Genomic DNA, 14896 nt, shown 5'->3' on the forward strand with positions numbered 1-14896 from the left:
ACTCATGTAGTGGGCACTGGTGGTCAGGATGTGGGGAACGCCTGCACCGCCCGGTGTCCTTCTGCCGGACCGGACATCGAAACAGGTCACCGCTTGTGGTCATCGTGATCTCGCTGGGTGCGGCGTGCCTTCTCGGCCTCGGTTTCGTCGCACAGCAGCATGCGGCGTACCGCCAGCCCCTGGAGGACATGCTGCGCCTGCGCCTGCTGCTGCACCTCATCCGCACACCGTTGTGGCTGGGCGGGATCGGGCTGATGCTCTGCGGCCAGATCCTCGGCGCTCTCGCGCTGCGGGAGGCGGACGTGGCGAAGGTGACGCCGCTACTGGCGATGAACCTGCTGTTCGCGCTGACCGCGGCCCATGTCGTCTACCAGGAGCCGTTCGGACGCACGTTGCAGCTGGGGGCGGTACTGGTGAGCGGAGGAGTGGCGCTGTTCCTGTACGGCGGCCGGCCCCATGGCGGGGCTCTGCCTGGATCGGGTTCCATGCGGTGGCTGGCGGTGCTCTCGGTGGTCGTGGTGGCGGGTGTGCTGGTCCTGGTCGGCCGGCGGCGTTCCCTGCAGGTCAGGGCGATGTTGCTGGCGGCGGCCGCCGGGGTGCTGTACGGGCTGCAGGACGTGCTGACGCGCAGTTCCCTGCTCACCCTGGACAGCGGGCTGAACCTGGCCGGTACCTGGCAGCCGTACCTGCTGCCCTGCGTCGCCGTGGTGGGGTTGCTGCTCAACCAGAGCGCGTTCGACGCCGCCCCGCTCCGGATCTCGTTGCCGGCCACCACGGCCGCCGAGCCGATCACCGGGATCGTGCTGGGCGTGGCGATCTTCTCCGAGCGGCTGCGGGTCACTCCGGAGGCGCTCGCGGCGGAGGTGGCCGGCTTGATCGCGATGGTGACCGGCATCATCATCCTCGGCCGGTCCCGGTTTCTGGCCAAACCGACGCGGAATGCTCTTCGGCGCCAGGATGAAGAGCGGCAGTGATCCGCTCGCGACGACCGGCGATGCTCCGGCCCCGGTCCCACCGAAGGGGCGGCTCCTCGCGGCCGGACGGGTGTCGCGCGAGGAGCTCCTCGACAGCTGCGTAAGCCGCTTCCTGCGCGACCGGCTCCGCCGGCCGCGGTCCACGCTGTCAGCGGCCGGTTTCCATCAGAGCCAGGTAGCCGTCCTCCAGGGTCGGTTCGGCCGGGCGGGCGTGGGGGGCGGGGGCGGTGGGGGCGATGAGGCGGTAGCGCATTCCGGTGCCCTCGGGGACGGCGGCCACGACCCTGCCGTACGAGGGGGCGGGGCCGGGGGTGGTCAGGGTCCACACCCGGTGGTCGGCCTGGGAGACCAGTTCGCCGACGTCCCCGGTGAAGGCGAGGCGCCCCTTGGTGAGCACCGCGAGGAGACGGCAGGTCTGGGCCACGTCCTCGACGATGTGCGTGCTGAGCAGGACCGTGCGCTCCCCGGCGAGCTGGGAGAGCAGGGTGCGGAACCGGATCCGCTCCTCGGGGTCCAGGCCGGTGGTCGGCTCGTCCACGATGAGCAGCCGGGGGTCGGCGAGCAGCGCCTGGGCGATGCCGGCCCGGCGCAGCATGCCACCGGAGAAGCCCTTGAGCCTGCGGTCGGCGTCCTGGGTGAGGGAGACCACCTCCAGCAGCTCGCCGATCCGGCGCCGCCGGGCGGGGCGGGAGTCGATCCCCTTGAGCAGGGCGATGTAGTCCAGGAACTGCCGCGCGGTCAGGTCGGGGTAGACCCCCAGGTCCTGGGGGAGGTAGCCGAGCGTCCGCTGGACGGCGAGGCGTCCGTCGGCGGTGGCGATGTCATGGCCGCCGACGCGGACCGTCCCCGAGGTGGGCTTGAGCAGCCCGGCCAGGATGCGCATGAGCGTGGTCTTGCCCGCTCCGTTGGAGCCGAGCAGACCGTACATACCGGTCGGCACGTCAAGGTCGAGCCCGTTGAGGGCGTGCACGCCGCCCTTGTAGGTCTTGGTCAGGCGGGAGATCTCGATGCGCATGTCAGGACTCCGTCCGGGTGGTGTGGAGACGGGCGAGGGAGAGGACGGAAAGCGCGAGCACCAGCATCACGCCGATCCACAGGAAGGCGGTGGACTCGGTGGCCACGGGCCGCAGGAAGTTCAGCGAGGCGTCGGACCAGGGGCCGTAGACGTCGCCCTCAGGCGGCAGAACGGTGTTCGGGGGCAGCTTTGGAAGGTGGTAGCCGAGAAGGCCGTAGGCCACGTACTGGCTGTTGGGTGAGAGGATGCTGTGGGACACCGTCGGCATCATGCTGGGGGGAATGAGGCTCCCCCAGAACCAGTAGGCGACGAACAGCACCTGGAACAGCATCGGCGGCATCAGCAGCGGACCGGCCAGGGCGAGCGCCCCCACGAAGAGCAGCCCGGGGACGATGGCCACCACGAAGACCGCCACCGCCCAGCCCAGCGCGGAGGGCTCGCCCTCGGCGATCGCGTAGGCCACGGCCCGGCCGAAGTAGGCGAGCGCGAGCGGCGTGACGGTGGCCGCGCACGTGCCGAGGTACTTGCCGACCAGCCGAGCGGTGTGACCGGTCGGGGTCGTGTCCAGGATCCCGGCGACGCCGAGCCGCCGGTCGCGGACGAGCCGGTCGGCGAGCAGGCACCCGTAGACGATGGGCAGCAGGGACATGAGCAGGGTGGCCGACGCGACCATGGCCGTGTTCGGGAGGGTTCCCTGGCCGCCGCCCAGGTCCAGCGTCACGTACGTCGAGCCGAAGCCGGCGACGGTCACCGCGAGGGTCAGCCCGTAGACGATCCACAGCATGGGCCGGCGGATCTGCATGCGGAACTCGTAGCGGAAGGTCGCGATCATTCGACCTCACCCCCGAGAATCCGCTCGGCGTCGCCGAGCAGCGGCCAGGCCGCGGCGGCGAGCAGTGGAGCGGTCGCCAGCAGGGTCAGCCGGTTGGGCAGCCAGTCGCCGGGCACCGTCCCGTGCGTGGTGGCGAACATGTGGAGCAGGCGGAGCATCAGGTCCTCCTGGAAGAGGTGTGCGAGCATCTGTTCGAACAACCAGATGAACGAGACGATCGCGGTGGCGGCGGCGGCGCTGCGGAGCGCGGCCGCGAGGAGCAGTCCCAGGGCCGCCAGCCAGAGTGTCGGGGAGAGCCAGGCGAGCTGACCGGCCAGGCCGTGGGACGCGACGGGCAGCAGGTCCCACCAGCCGGTGACGACCAGGAGCAGCGAGGCGACCAGGGCGCAGCACGACGCCCATCCGATCGTCGCCGCCAGGCGGCGCAGCAGGGTCGATCGGTACCTCACGGGCAGGGTGAGCTGCAGTTCCACCGCGCGGTCCCGGCCGATCAGCGAGGCGGCGGCGATACCGGCCAGGAGCGGGACGCCCGTTTCCAGCATCGTCATGAGGAACCACGCCGTGTTCCCCTCCCGGGAACCGAGCCGGGTGCCGAAGAGCGCGAGGAGCAGTATGAGCAGGAGGAGGGCCGGCGGGGCCAGCAGGGCCGTTGGACCGGCCCTTCGCGTCTCGTGCGACCAGAGTTCGAGGGGTCTCATGATCGGTGAGTTGCGAGGGTACGCCGAATCGGTTCAACCGATCTCCGTCGGGAGTGCAGAGACGGCAGGTCATGGCCGGCGGGTCGTGCGGGCACGATGGATCGGTTCACCCGTTCCCACCGCGATCACGGCGGCGAGGAGGAGGGCCAGGGCGAGTCCGACCATGGCCGGGCTGGTCGTCCAGAGATCCCGGAGGCCGTCCGGTACGGGCAGATCGGTGGTGGTCAGCGCGTAGAGGGTCCACACCGCCAGCCCGACGCCCATCGCGCCGCCGGGGTTCCAGCACACCGACAGCAGCAGGCTGAGCGCCGCGAGCATCGCCATGGGGCCCAGCCAGGTGCTGACCAGCGGCACCAGCCCAAAGGGAGCGGAGTCCAGCGAGAACAGTGCCAGAGCCGCCGATGCGAGCAGTGCCAGAGCCAGGTCGTAGCCGAACACCAGTGTCAGCCGGGCCAGCAGGATGACGCGCGGCGACATCGGCGTGGCGGCGACCAGCTCGAAGGCGTCGTCGTGCTCGGGGCCGTACGACGCGGCGACACCGGCCATGGCGATCAGCGGAGCGGCGAGGGCGAGCACGAACTCCCCGGAACTGCCCTTGGCCATGACGAAGCCGACGCTGATCGCCATGACCAGCGCGGAGGCAAGCCAGATCGCCGGATGCAGCAGCCTGGCCTCCATCGCCAGCAACGCCCACGCCCGATACGGCCTCGGGGTGGCCGGGGTCGCCGCCAGGTCGCCGAGCCCGGACCTCATCAGGACGGTACGCACGATCTCGGGGCCGGGCGGAGCCGGGATGCCCTCGCGGATCCCCCGGAGTTCGGGCCAGTCGTGGAGTTCCGGTGGTTCGGGTCGCCCGGAGATCCCCGGAGCCTCGGATCGGCCGTGGGTCTCCGGTGGTTCAGGATGTCCGGTCATCGACGTACCCCCTCAGGGTCGCTCGGGCGTGGTGCAGGCGGCTTTTCACCGTGCCGACCGGGATTTCCAGTACTTCGGCGATCTCCCGGTGGCTCAGGTCGTCGAGGAAGGCGAGTACGACCACCTCGCGTTGGGCCGGCGGCAGCCGGGCCAACGCCGCCCGCACCCGATCGTCGCCCACGGCCAGTTCCTCGGGGCCCGGTAGGGGATCGACCCCGTCGGACGGTTCGGCCGTGAGGGGAGGCGGGGTGCCGCGCAGCCGGTTGTGCGCCTGCCTGCGCGCCACCCCGAACAGCCAGGTGCTGACGCTGGAGCGATTCTGGTAGGTGCCCGCCGAGCGCCACACGGCCAGCAGCGTGTCCTGGAGGATCTCCTCGGCCGTGCCCCGATCCCCGGCGAGCCGGTAGATGAAGGCGAACAGCGGCCTGGCGTATCGCTCGTACAGCTCGGTCAGCGCGCCCGCGTCGCCGTCGGCCACCCTGGCCAGCACGCGGGTGTCGTCCTCCCGCGCGCGGGCACGTCGGCGCGCGGCGCCGAACCAGCGCAGTGCCATTCTCTCGGTTCCCCCGTCCACGCCAGGTGGGTAGCGCCGGCCCCCGGTCGGGGTTCAATCGATCTTCGGGAACGGTTTTCCCGCTGTACATGGGGATATGGCGTGAATCTCGCCCGCTGCTTCCTACTCGTCAGTAATGGTGCCTAGGGTAGATGGGTAGATACATCGCGTAAGGCGACAAGTCGCACCCCAGGGGGTTGCAAATGACGGCGCGAATGGGCACCGCACGGCTCGGTCCTGCCGAGCGGTCCGCCGCACTGGCGCAGATGAGCGCCGAGGAACTCGATGTGGTGGTGATCGGAGGCGGAGTCGTCGGAGCGGGGGTCGCGCTGGACGCGGCGACCCGGGGGTTGTCGGTCGGGCTGCTGGAGGCGCGCGACTTCGCCTCGGGCACCTCCTCCAGATCCTCCAAGCTCATCCACGGGGGGTTGCGCTACCTGGAACAGCTCAACTTCGAGCTGGTCAGGGAGGCGCTCCAGGAGCGGGCCCTGCTGCTGCAGCGGATCGCCCCGCACCTGGTGCGGCCGGTGCCCTTCCTGTTCCCGCTCAAGCACATGGGCTGGGAGCGGCCCTATGTCGGCGCGGGCCTGGTGCTGTACGACACGATGGGCTTCTCCACCGGCCTCACCCGGGGCGTGCCCGGCCATCGGCACCTGTCGCGTACCAGGGCGCTGCGGCTCGCGCCCGCGCTGCGGAAGTCGGCGTTCTCCGGCGCGGTGCAGTACTGGGACGCCCAGGTCGACGATGCCCGCTACGTGATGACCATGCTGCGGACCGCGTCCACGTACGGGGCCCATGTCGCCTCGCGGGCGCAGGTGGTGGGCTTCCTCCGCGAGGGGGAGCGGGTCACCGGCGTCCGGGTGCGCGATCTGGAGAGCGGCCGTGAGCTGGACGTGCGGGCCCGCCAGGTGGTCAACGCCACCGGCGTGTGGACCGACGACATCCAGGAGCTGGTCGGCGGGCGCGGGCAGATCCACGTGCGCGCCTCCAAGGGCATCCACCTGGTGGTGCCGCGCGACCGGATCCACTCGCTCACCGGGATCATCCTGCGCACCGAGAAGTCGGTGCTGTTCGTCATCCCCTGGGGCCGTCACTGGATCGTCGGCACCACCGACACCGCGTGGGAGCTGGACCGGGCGCATCCGGCGGCGTCGCGGTCGGACATCGACTACATCCTCGACCACGTGAACGAGGTGCTCTCGGTCCCGCTCACCCACGAGGACGTCGAGGGTGTCTACGCGGGGCTGCGCCCGCTGCTGTCGGGGGAGTCCGAGGAGACCTCCAAGCTCTCCCGCGAGCACGTGGTGGCCCACCCGGTCCCGGGGCTGGTGATGGTGGCCGGAGGAAAATACACGACATATCGTGTTATGGCGAAGGATGCGGTCGACGCGGTGGCGCACGGCCTGGACCAGCGGGTCCCGTCCTCCTGCACCGACCGCGTCCCGCTGGCCGGGGCCGAGGGCTACCAGGCGCTGTGGAACTCCCGGCAGCGGCTGGCCCACTCCTCCGGGCTGCACGTGGCCAGGATCGAGCACCTGCTCCAGCGGTACGGCTCGATGATCGACGAGGTGCTGGAGCTGATCGAGCGGGACCCGTCGCTGGCCAAACCGCTGACCGGAGCGGACGACTACCTCCGGGCGGAGGTGGTCTACGCGGCCACCCACGAGGGGGCCAGGCATGTGAACGACGTGCTGACCCGGCGCACGCACATCTCGATCGAAACCTTCCACCGCGGCGTGGCCGTGGTCGAGGAGGCCGCCCAACTGCTCGCCGGGCCGCTGGGCTGGGACGCCGAGCAGATCAAGCGCGAGGTGGAGTACTACACCAAGCGCGTCGAGTCGGAGCGCCTCTCCCAGGAGCAGGACACCGACCAGGAGGCCGACGCCATCCGCCTCGGCGCCCCGGAGATCGTCCCGGTGGCCGGACCGGACGTCCAGCCGGTCCAACCGATCTAAGCCGGTGTGACCGTCCGGAGCGCGCCTCAAGACCGGACACCGGCCCGCGGACCGCGCGGTCACGCAAACGTGCCGTTTCTCGGCGGACCTCCGCGCGGGTGGTCGGCCTTCACGGCCGGCCAACACGGTTCCGGCGACGCTCACCGTGGCCGTCGCGGTCACCGCCGGACCACGTCCGGCCGTGATCCACGTCACACTCCGGCCGGGCTAGAACCTATGGCGGCCCCGTCGGCTACTCACCGAGTAGATCCCGAAACGACAAGGGATCACCAGGGCCATACGGGCCGGGAAGACTTGGCGAAGGAGCCACCGTGAACAAGAAAATGATCGCCGTGATCGTCGGGGCGAGCTTGACGGTCGGGGTTTTCGGACTGGGCGCCGGCAGCGCGTTCGCCAGCGACAAGGTCGGCGTGACCGGCAAGATCGTAGCCGAGGCGGCGCCGAAGCCGCCGAAGGGTGCCAGGGCGGTCGTCCAGGTCAGCCCCAACCCCACCGCCAAGCGAGGAGAGGAGCTGACGATCACCGGCCACTGCGGCGGGGGTAAGGGGCTCAAGGCCGTGGTCAGCGGCGCGTATGGCGGCGTACCGTCGCTGGAGAACATCCGTATCATCGACGACAACCCGAAGAAGTTCGTGGCCAAGGCGACCCTCTCCCACAAGATCGGCAACGGTGTCGGCCCCGTCTTCGTCGACTGCGGCGGCGAGGCCGGCGTGACCCTCCTGGTCACCCACGTCTGATCCGATCCTTCCCGCGAGGGTCTGTGAGTAGGGGACGAACCATGAGTTCGTTGGGGTCGTCGCGGCCTGGATAGCCCCAGGACCTGGGCTTGTCCGCCGGCGCTCCGGCTTCTTCGGGGGTGATCCGTCGCGGCCCGCCCGCGAGGACGAACCTTCGCGGGCGGGCCGCAGTCGTTCACACCGCTGCGTCAGGTCGAGTCGGTCGATCAGACCTTGAAGGGCCGACTCGACCTGGAACGCCACAGTGGTCGTAATCCTGGGAGAGTGATCATCCGCATCCCGCAGTGTTTTCTCGCGCTGACCGCCGCTTCGTGGCACGACCACACCAGCGGCCAGGTCGCGCCGCGCTCACGGACCGCCTACGATCACTGATTCCCCTTGGACTCGATCACTTAGCGGGTGAAGGCCTGGAACTCGGCGGCGCGCAGCTGGTCCCTGGCGGGGCTGGCGGTGCCGCAGTCGGTGGCGGAGTTGGGGTCGGCGTCCTGCTCGCCGGCGTAGAGCGGGTTGCCGGTGCACTGGGTGGAGACGGCCCGCAGGGTCAGGTGGGTCGCGGTGGTCGTCGGGATCTTGAAGGACTTGATCAGCAGGTCGGCGCCCCGGGGGCGCGGCAGGCGGGTCTGGAAGGCGTCGGCGGGACTGGTGTAGACGACCGAGAAGGACGCGGGCGAGGCGCAGTCCTTCTTCGTGGCGTCGCAGGCCAGGACCTCGAAGGCGCGCAGGGCGCTGAAGCGGTTCTGGCCGCCGGGGTCGGCCGGGTCGTTGACGCTGGGCCGGAGCATGGCGCTGACCTGCACCCGGCGGACCTTCGACGGGGCGGTCCCGGCCAGGTCCACGGTGACGGATCTGCCGCTGACCGGCCCGGTGAGCGAGGCCCAGTTCGTCGCCTCGGTCTCGTCGATCAGCTTGCCGTGGTTGACGCCGTCACCCGTCGCGGTGGCGCCGAGCGCCGCCGAGGCGACGTTCTTCGCCAGCGGCAGCGGCAGCGGCAGCTTCACGCCGGGCAGCACCGCGAACTTCACCCGGGTGTGCCCGAACCCGTTGCCCGCGACCACGAAGTCGTAGACCCCCGGGGTCATCTCGACGGTGTCGCCGAGCTCGGTCGCCGGGTCGGTGTCGGCCACCGGCACGACGCGGCCCTCGTAGTCGCCGACGTACAGCCGAAGCGCCGCGTCCTTGGCCTCAAGCAACGGCTTGAGCTGGAGCTTCCCGTTCTTCCCCGCGGGGTCGACGAAGCTCGGCGTCGGATCGGGGTCGTTCGGCCCGGTGCTCGCCGCACCCTGGCCGAGGCCGTGCTCGGCGAACGCCCGCCACATGATCGCCTGGTTGGCGCCGCCGAACCGGATGGCGTCGGCCGCGAGCAGCGCGTCGCGGTGGTCGACGTAGCTGACCGCGCCGGAGGCCATCAGCAGCAGCGCGTCGAAGGAGACCTGCGCCCAGCGGCGGTTACCGGGACACTGGTCGAGCGGGGTCTGGCCGTCGGCGCACGCCTTCTGCTTGGCCGGGGTGCCCTCGCCGTACTTCTTCAGGAACGCCTTGCGCACGTCGTACTGGGTCGCCGACCAGATCTCGCCGTCGGCGTGCACCTGCTGGCCGACGAGGTCGTAGGCGATGTCGCTGTAGTTCAGCGGCGAGGTGGCCATGTCGTAGTTGCGGATGCCCGCCTTCTTGTCGCCGGTGACATAGCCGCCGGTGACGGAAGGGGTGTCGCCCGCGGGGCGGAAACCGTACTCGGCGAGGTACTCCATCGCGAACAGGTCGGAGGTGCTCTCGTTCATGGCCCCGGCCTGGGCGCCGCTCCACCCGGCGTTCGGGCCGGCGATCATGCGGCCGGAGATCGCGTGGGTGTACTCGTGCCCGATCACCGACATGTCGTAGTCGCCGTCCACGCAGGGGGCGTAGAACGAGCCCGCGATCGGCTGCCACAGGTACATGTTGGTGATGGGGGCGATCCCGTCGGGACCGGTGATCTGGTTGGCGTTGTCGCGCACGCTGAGCACCCGGGCGCCCGCCTGCGCGTTGCCCTGCTCGGGGTCGCCACCGAGACCGCCGCGCCCGCCGTTGTCGTTCTGCATGTTCCAGGCGGTCTCGGTGAACCCGAGCCGGTAGGACCAGTCGTGCATGCGGTTGTGCATGACGTGCAGGTTGGTCATGGCGGCTTCGAGGTCGGCCTCGCCGGGCTCGTCCAGTGCCGCCGGGTCACACTTGGCGGTGTACCACCTGTTGGTCCACGGATAGGCGTACTGGCGGCTCGGCGTGGCCACGTTGCTCCGGGTGCCCACCGAGAACGCGTCGCCGCTGGCGCGGTTCTCCACGGTCTTGGCGGCGTTGCCGACGCTGGTGTTCGTCGAGGCGTCCGTGGCGTGGGTCAGGTCCCAGGCCTTGCCGGTGGCCGGGTCGGCCCCGACCAGGTCGCAACCGGGGCCCGCGGCGGGGCACCAGGTCTTACGGGTGTCGGTGGAGGAGTAGTCGCCCGGCGGGTTGGCGGGGAACGCCTTCCAGGTGGGGTCGTCGGGCGCGCCGTGGTGGTCCACCAGGTTCTCGCGGGTCAGGATCTCGCCGCTGACCGCGTCGACGTGGGTGGTGTAAGCGGCCGGTTCACCGTCGCCGCCGCCGATCAGGACGACCTGGAACGCGTTGTGCGTCCCGTCGGGGGCGGGCACCGCCGTGGCGGTGGCCTTCTTGACGGTGGCCGTGGCCAGGTCGATCCCGCCGTCCCTGGCCGCGATCTCCAGCGCCTGCCGCTCGGTGAGTCTGGCGGCGGGCGGGGCCTCGGAGGAGCGGGAGAGCGTCGAGGTGACGTGCAGGACCTTGCCGTCCTTCACGCCGACCACGACCTGCCCGTCCACGCCCGCGGGCAGGTCGCCGAACCTCTGCCTGAGCAGTACGGCGTGCCCGTCCCCTATCGGGTTGACGGCGATCTTCTCCAGCGCGTCCACCGCCTCGCCGGAGAGGCCGAAGAGGTTCTCGTTCGCTTTGAGATAGGCCCGCGCGGCCTGTTCGGGGTCGCTGCCGAGGCCCTCGGCCAGGGGAGCGGAGCCGGTGACGACGGCGGGGGTGCCGAGGGCGTTCCACCGGATCGTCGCGGTGCTCGCCGCCGATCTGGAGAGCGAGGCCGGGGGCGCGACGCTGCCGCGCCGGTTGTCCAGGTCGGGCTTGGCGCCCTGTTCGGCCTGGAAGTCGTGGGCCTTGGGGGGCTGGGCGCCGGGTTCGCTCTGCGCGATTCCCGGCAGGGGAAGGGCGAGCGCCGCCGTCGCGGCGGCGATGACGGTGATGCGTAACCAGGGTCTGGTCGACACCGATCCTCCTGCGGAGAGATGGCCGTCGTTGGCCATGCCACACGCGGATCACGTGTGTTGCGCAAGAGGTAACACTTATTCAAGTGTCATAACAAGATCTTGTAAAGGCTGATATGTCGGTGTAATAGGAGGTTCTGTGGAGCGCCCGAGTGCGGTGACGGGCGCGCCCCCGGCGGCGGGACGGGGGCGCGGGACGAGGGTTCGGAAGGCTCAGGAGAAGGAGATCCAGGCCTGGTCGGCCAGGTCCTTCAGGTCGCTGACCTTGAGGCCGAGGTCGGAGACCGTCCACAGGCTGTCGCCGATCACGACCGAGCGGCGGATGCCCGGGTCGTAGGGGGCGAGGCGGGTGTCGTTCACCGGCTTGGGCTTGGGGTGGACGATCGTGCCGGTCCTGGTGACGGCGGAATCACCGATGTCGAGGACCAGGGCGACCCCGTTGGTCTGCTCGGTGCCCGTCCAGGAGTTCAGCGGGAGGACCGCCGTCCCGGTCTTGGCCCAGTACAGGAAGGCGTGCGGGTCCCACTCCGCCTCGGAGCCCGAGTCCTTCTGGAACATCTGCGACAGGCGGCGCGGGTTGGCCGGATCGCTGACGTCGAACAGGGAGACCTGGGTGCCGAGCGTGCGGCCCTTCTCACTGGCCTCCTGGCCCACGCCGATCAGCCGCCCGTCACCCGCCGGGTGCAGGTAGGCCGAGTAGCCGGTGATCTTCAACTCGCCGGTCTTCCTCGGCGCCGCCGGATCGCGCAGGTCGAGCGTGTAGAGCGGGTCCACCTGCTTGAACGTCACCACGTAGCCGACGGGGCCGATGAAGCGGACCGAGTAGATCCGCTCGCCCAGCCCCAGATCGCCGACCCTGCCCCTCTCGGCCAGGGTGCCGGAGTCGAGCACGTAGACGGCGCTGGAGCTGTTCTGCCCGGCGGTCGAGGTGGTGGCGACCCGCAGGTGCCCCTCGTGCTCGGACAGGGAGTACTGGTTGAGCAGCCTGCCCGGCACCTTGCTCGAGGCGACGTAGCGGGGCGCTCCGGCCGCGGTGATGTCGAACCGGTGGACCTCGGTCTCCTCCGCGGGCTCCTTCGGCGTCGTCGCCGGCGAGGGGGTGTCGCTCGGTGTGGGGGCCGGTTCCGGGAGCAGGGTCGGAGCGGGGTCGAGGCCCGAGGCGGCGGCGGCCGGGGTCGCGGCGACCGTGGGAGTGGTGGCCGGGGCCTCCTCGACGATCGGTGGCTCGATCGGCCTGGGCCACCACCAGTGCGGGTTGCTGGTCACGTACAGGCTGGAGCCCGTCCCGTAGACGGTGTCGCCGTCGGCGGCCACGCTGATCGGGGTCGTCTCGGCGAGAGCCTGCGACAGGTCGAGGGTGTGTACGGTCAGCATCGACGTCCCGGTGTACTCCGCCGGGTGGCTGACCCGCTCGCAGTCGACGGTGCGGTCCGAGGTCACGCCGGTCGCGGACGTCAGCTCGTACTTCGGCAGCCACGCCTCGATCGGTGCCGCCGCGACGACCTCGGTGTTCCGCCGGGTGCGCTCGTTGTCCGACAGATCGGGCCCGAGGTCGGGGAAGTCGATCCGCGGCTGGCTGCGGACCACGATCCGCACCGTCGAGCCGACCATCCTGGCGTCCACGTGGGAGCCGTCCGGGGTGAGCGAGCCGATCACCTTCGGCTCCCCGGACAGGTCGACGAGGACGTAGCGCGGTCCCGGGCTCGGCGCGCGCTTGGCCACCGCGCCGTACGGGATGATCCCGCCGCCGGAGAAGAGCACCAGCGCCCTGTCCCCGCCGACCAGCAGGTCGGCCGGGGCCCACGCCTGCTCGGCGTCCACCAGCTTGAGCGTGCCGGTGACCTTCCTGGTCGCGGTGTCCACCACCCTCAGCACGCCGCGGTTGACGGTGATCACTCGGTCGCCGTCGGTCTTCACCAGGTCGGGCTCGTCGACCCCGGCCTCGTGTGTGTTCGTGGTGGAGTGCTCGGGCGGCGCCGCGCCGCCGACCTTGGCGGCGGCGTCCGACCGCGCCTCCGCCTCCGCGTACAGGATCGGCGGGCCGCCGAGGCCCCACGGGCCGACGTTCTTCGCCGTCGCCGCGCGCAGCCCGGCCAGCATGTCGTCGCAGCCGCTGTAGGAGACCAGCCTGATGTTCCCCAGCGTGACCGGTGCCGCGGGTCCGGCGCCGCTCCTCGTCTCCGTAGAACTGCACGCCGTGGCGAGCAGGGCCGCGGCGAGGGTGACCGCGCCGGCTGTACGAATCGATGTCCTCATGCCACTACGACGGATCCGAAAGGGGTGTGGTTCAACACTTCGCTACCGGTGAGTAGCCACGGCCCGCCTCCCGCGATTACCCTGCGAACATGGCCGTTCCCCCTGAAATGACACGGGCCCTCGACCCCCGCATGATCGAACGTGTCGTACCGTACGTGACCTCCGCCGGCAAGACGCGGGAGATCACGGCACCGTTCACCGGCGACGTGCTCGCCGAGGTGCCCGTTTCCACAGCCGACGACGTCCGCGCCGCGCACGCCGCGGCGCGGGAGGCGCGGCGGGCGTGGGCGGCGCTGCCCGTGAGGGAGCGGGCCGAGCCCTTCCTCCGCCTGCACAACGCCATCCTCGACCGCCGCGAGGAGATCCTCGACGTGGTCCAGTGGGAGACCGGCAAGGCGCGCAGGCACGCCTTCGAGGAGGTGCTCGACGTCGCGGGCTGCACCCTCTACTACGCGCGGCGGGCCCCAGGCCTGCTGGAGACCAGATCGCGGGCCGGGATACTGCCCGTCGCCACCAGGACCGCCGAGGCGCACCGGCCCCGGGGAACGGTGGCCCTGATCTCGCCGTGGAACTACCCGCTCTCGCTCGGTGTCACCGACGCCGTACCCGCGCTGCTCGCGGGGAACGCGGTGGTCCACAAGCCCGACACCCAGACCGCGCTGTCCACGCTGTGGACCATCGATCTGCTGGTCTCCCTCGGGATGCCCCGCGAGATCTGGCAGGTCGTCCTCGGCGAACCCGACGAGGTGAGCGATCCGCTGCTCGACGGCGCCGACTACGTCGCGTTCACCGGCTCCACCCGGGCCGGCCGGAAGATCGCCGAGGAGGCCGCCAGGCGACTGATCGGCTGCTCGCTGGAGCTCGGCGGCAAGAACCCGATGCTGGTACTCGACGACGCCGACCTCGACATCGCGACCCAGGGCGCGCTGCGCGCCTGCTTCACCAACGCGGGGCAGCTCTGCCTGTCCATCGAGCGGCTCTACGTCCACGACTCGGTGTACGACGCCTTCGTGGAGAAGTTCGTCCGGCAGGTCAGGAACATGCGGCTCGGCGCGGGACTCGACTGGAACGTGCAGATGGGCTCACTCTCCTCGCAGCGGCAGCTGGAGGCGGTCGGCGCCCAGGTGGACGACGCCGTCGCGAAGGGCGCCAGGGTGCTGGCCGGCGGGAAGGCCCGTCCCGACCTCGGCCCGCTGTTCTACGAGCCCACCGTCCTGACCGACGTCGACGAGAGCATGGAGCTCTGCCGCGCCGAGACCTTCGGCCCGGTGGTCGCGGTCTACCGCTTCGGCGACGACGACGAGGCGGTCGAGAAGGCGAACGACACCTCCTACGGGCTCAACGCCTCCATCTGGACCCGCGACCTGTCGCGCGGGCGCGCACTGGCCTCCCGGATCAAGGCGGGCACCGTCAACATCAACGAGGGGTACGCCTCGGCCTACGCCTCCTACGACGCGCCCATGGGCGGGATGAAGTCCTCGGGGCTCGGCCGCCGGCATGGCGCCGAAGGGCTGCTGAGGTACACCGAGGCGCAGACCGTCTCCAGCCAGGCGCCCTGGCTGGGTTTCGAGCCGATCCTCGGCATGGCGTACGAGAAGTACGCCGACACCCTCGCGGGCGCGCTCAGGGTCATGAAGGCGCTCCACCTGAAGTGAGGCACCCGGG

11 protein-coding genes are annotated in these 14896 nt (G+C 70.8%); 4 read left to right on the forward strand and 7 right to left on the reverse strand.

What is annotated here, in order from left to right; translation table 11 throughout:
• The first annotated feature begins 95 nt into the window (after positions 1-95).
• The gene (locus AB0K21_RS01535; RefSeq protein WP_343968208.1) at positions 96-974 is read left to right on the forward strand and encodes a DMT family transporter; all 879 of its coding nucleotides are present in this window, start codon (positions 96-98) and stop codon (positions 972-974) included.
• Between the two features lie 148 nt (positions 975-1122).
• Here the strand turns inward: AB0K21_RS01535 and AB0K21_RS01540 are convergent, their stop codons facing one another.
• The 5 genes from AB0K21_RS01540 to AB0K21_RS01560 form a co-directional block, all read right to left on the reverse strand.
• Positions 1123-1989 (reverse strand): ABC transporter ATP-binding protein, encoded by an 867-nt coding sequence (locus AB0K21_RS01540; protein WP_343968206.1) that lies wholly within the window; start codon positions 1987-1989, stop codon positions 1123-1125.
• Between the two features lies 1 nt (position 1990).
• Positions 1991-2821 carry a hypothetical protein gene (locus AB0K21_RS01545; RefSeq protein ID WP_343968204.1) on the reverse strand — a complete coding sequence of 277 codons (831 nt, stop codon included), beginning with the start codon at positions 2819-2821 and terminating at the stop codon, positions 1991-1993.
• On the reverse strand, positions 2818-3519 hold the full coding sequence (locus AB0K21_RS01550; RefSeq protein WP_343968202.1) for a hypothetical protein: 702 nt from the start codon (positions 3517-3519) through the stop codon (positions 2818-2820). Before AB0K21_RS01550 ends, AB0K21_RS01545 begins: the two co-directional genes overlap by 4 nt.
• A 69-nt stretch (positions 3520-3588) precedes the next feature.
• Complete coding sequence (locus tag AB0K21_RS01555) at positions 3589-4434, reverse strand: hypothetical protein (RefSeq protein ID WP_343968200.1); 846 nt, start codon at positions 4432-4434, stop codon at positions 3589-3591.
• Positions 4418-5008: a sigma-70 family RNA polymerase sigma factor gene (locus AB0K21_RS01560; protein WP_364146978.1), complete on the reverse strand. Its 591-nt coding sequence runs from the start codon at positions 5006-5008 to the stop codon at positions 4418-4420. Before AB0K21_RS01560 ends, AB0K21_RS01555 begins: the two co-directional genes overlap by 17 nt.
• A gap of 182 nt (positions 5009-5190) precedes the next feature.
• Between AB0K21_RS01560 and AB0K21_RS01565 the strand changes: the two genes are divergently transcribed.
• Entirely contained in the window at positions 5191-6942 is a 1752-nt protein-coding gene (locus AB0K21_RS01565; protein WP_364146980.1) for a glycerol-3-phosphate dehydrogenase/oxidase, read from the forward strand.
• Positions 6943-7253: 311 nt separating this feature from the next.
• Positions 7254-7679 carry a hypothetical protein gene (locus AB0K21_RS01570; RefSeq protein WP_343968194.1) on the forward strand — a complete coding sequence of 142 codons (426 nt, stop codon included), beginning with the start codon at positions 7254-7256 and terminating at the stop codon, positions 7677-7679.
• Positions 7680-8071: 392 nt separating this feature from the next.
• On the opposite strand, the gene AB0K21_RS01575 is transcribed toward AB0K21_RS01570, so the two are convergent.
• Complete coding sequence (locus AB0K21_RS01575; RefSeq protein ID WP_364146983.1) at positions 8072-10978, reverse strand: M36 family metallopeptidase; 2907 nt, start codon at positions 10976-10978, stop codon at positions 8072-8074.
• A gap of 210 nt (positions 10979-11188) precedes the next feature.
• Positions 11189-13231, reverse strand: coding sequence for a beta-propeller domain-containing protein (locus tag AB0K21_RS01580; protein ID WP_364146986.1), 2043 nt, complete (start codon positions 13229-13231; stop codon positions 11189-11191).
• Between the two features lie 89 nt (positions 13232-13320).
• Between AB0K21_RS01580 and AB0K21_RS01585 the strand changes: the two genes are divergently transcribed.
• Positions 13321-14886, forward strand: a complete 1566-nt coding sequence (locus AB0K21_RS01585) for a succinic semialdehyde dehydrogenase (protein WP_364146989.1) — start codon at positions 13321-13323, stop codon at positions 14884-14886.
• Positions 14887-14896: the final 10 nt, after the last annotated feature.

Origin of the sequence: Streptosporangium sp. NPDC049248 (genome assembly GCF_040678965.1) — a bacterium.
In the GTDB taxonomy this organism is placed as follows: Bacteria; Actinomycetota; Actinomycetes; order Streptosporangiales; family Streptosporangiaceae; genus Streptosporangium; species Streptosporangium fukuiense.

Excerpts from the sequence above, each read along its gene's own strand:
- AB0K21_RS01540 (WP_343968206.1), bottom strand. The coding sequence starts at position 1,989 with ATGCGCATCGAGATCTCCCGCCTGACCAAGACCTACAAGGGCGGCGTG.
- AB0K21_RS01545 (WP_343968204.1), bottom strand. The coding sequence starts at position 2,821 with ATGATCGCGACCTTCCGCTACGAGTTCCGCATGCAGATCCGCCGGCCC.
- AB0K21_RS01550 (WP_343968202.1), bottom strand. The coding sequence starts at position 3,519 with ATGAGACCCCTCGAACTCTGGTCGCACGAGACGCGAAGGGCCGGTCCA.
- AB0K21_RS01555 (WP_343968200.1), bottom strand. The coding sequence starts at position 4,434 with ATGACCGGACATCCTGAACCACCGGAGACCCACGGCCGATCCGAGGCT.
- AB0K21_RS01565 (WP_364146980.1), top strand. The coding sequence starts at position 5,191 with ATGACGGCGCGAATGGGCACCGCACGGCTCGGTCCTGCCGAGCGGTCC.
- AB0K21_RS01580 (WP_364146986.1), bottom strand. The coding sequence starts at position 13,231 with ATGAGGACATCGATTCGTACAGCCGGCGCGGTCACCCTCGCCGCGGCC.
- AB0K21_RS01585 (WP_364146989.1), top strand. The coding sequence starts at position 13,321 with ATGGCCGTTCCCCCTGAAATGACACGGGCCCTCGACCCCCGCATGATC.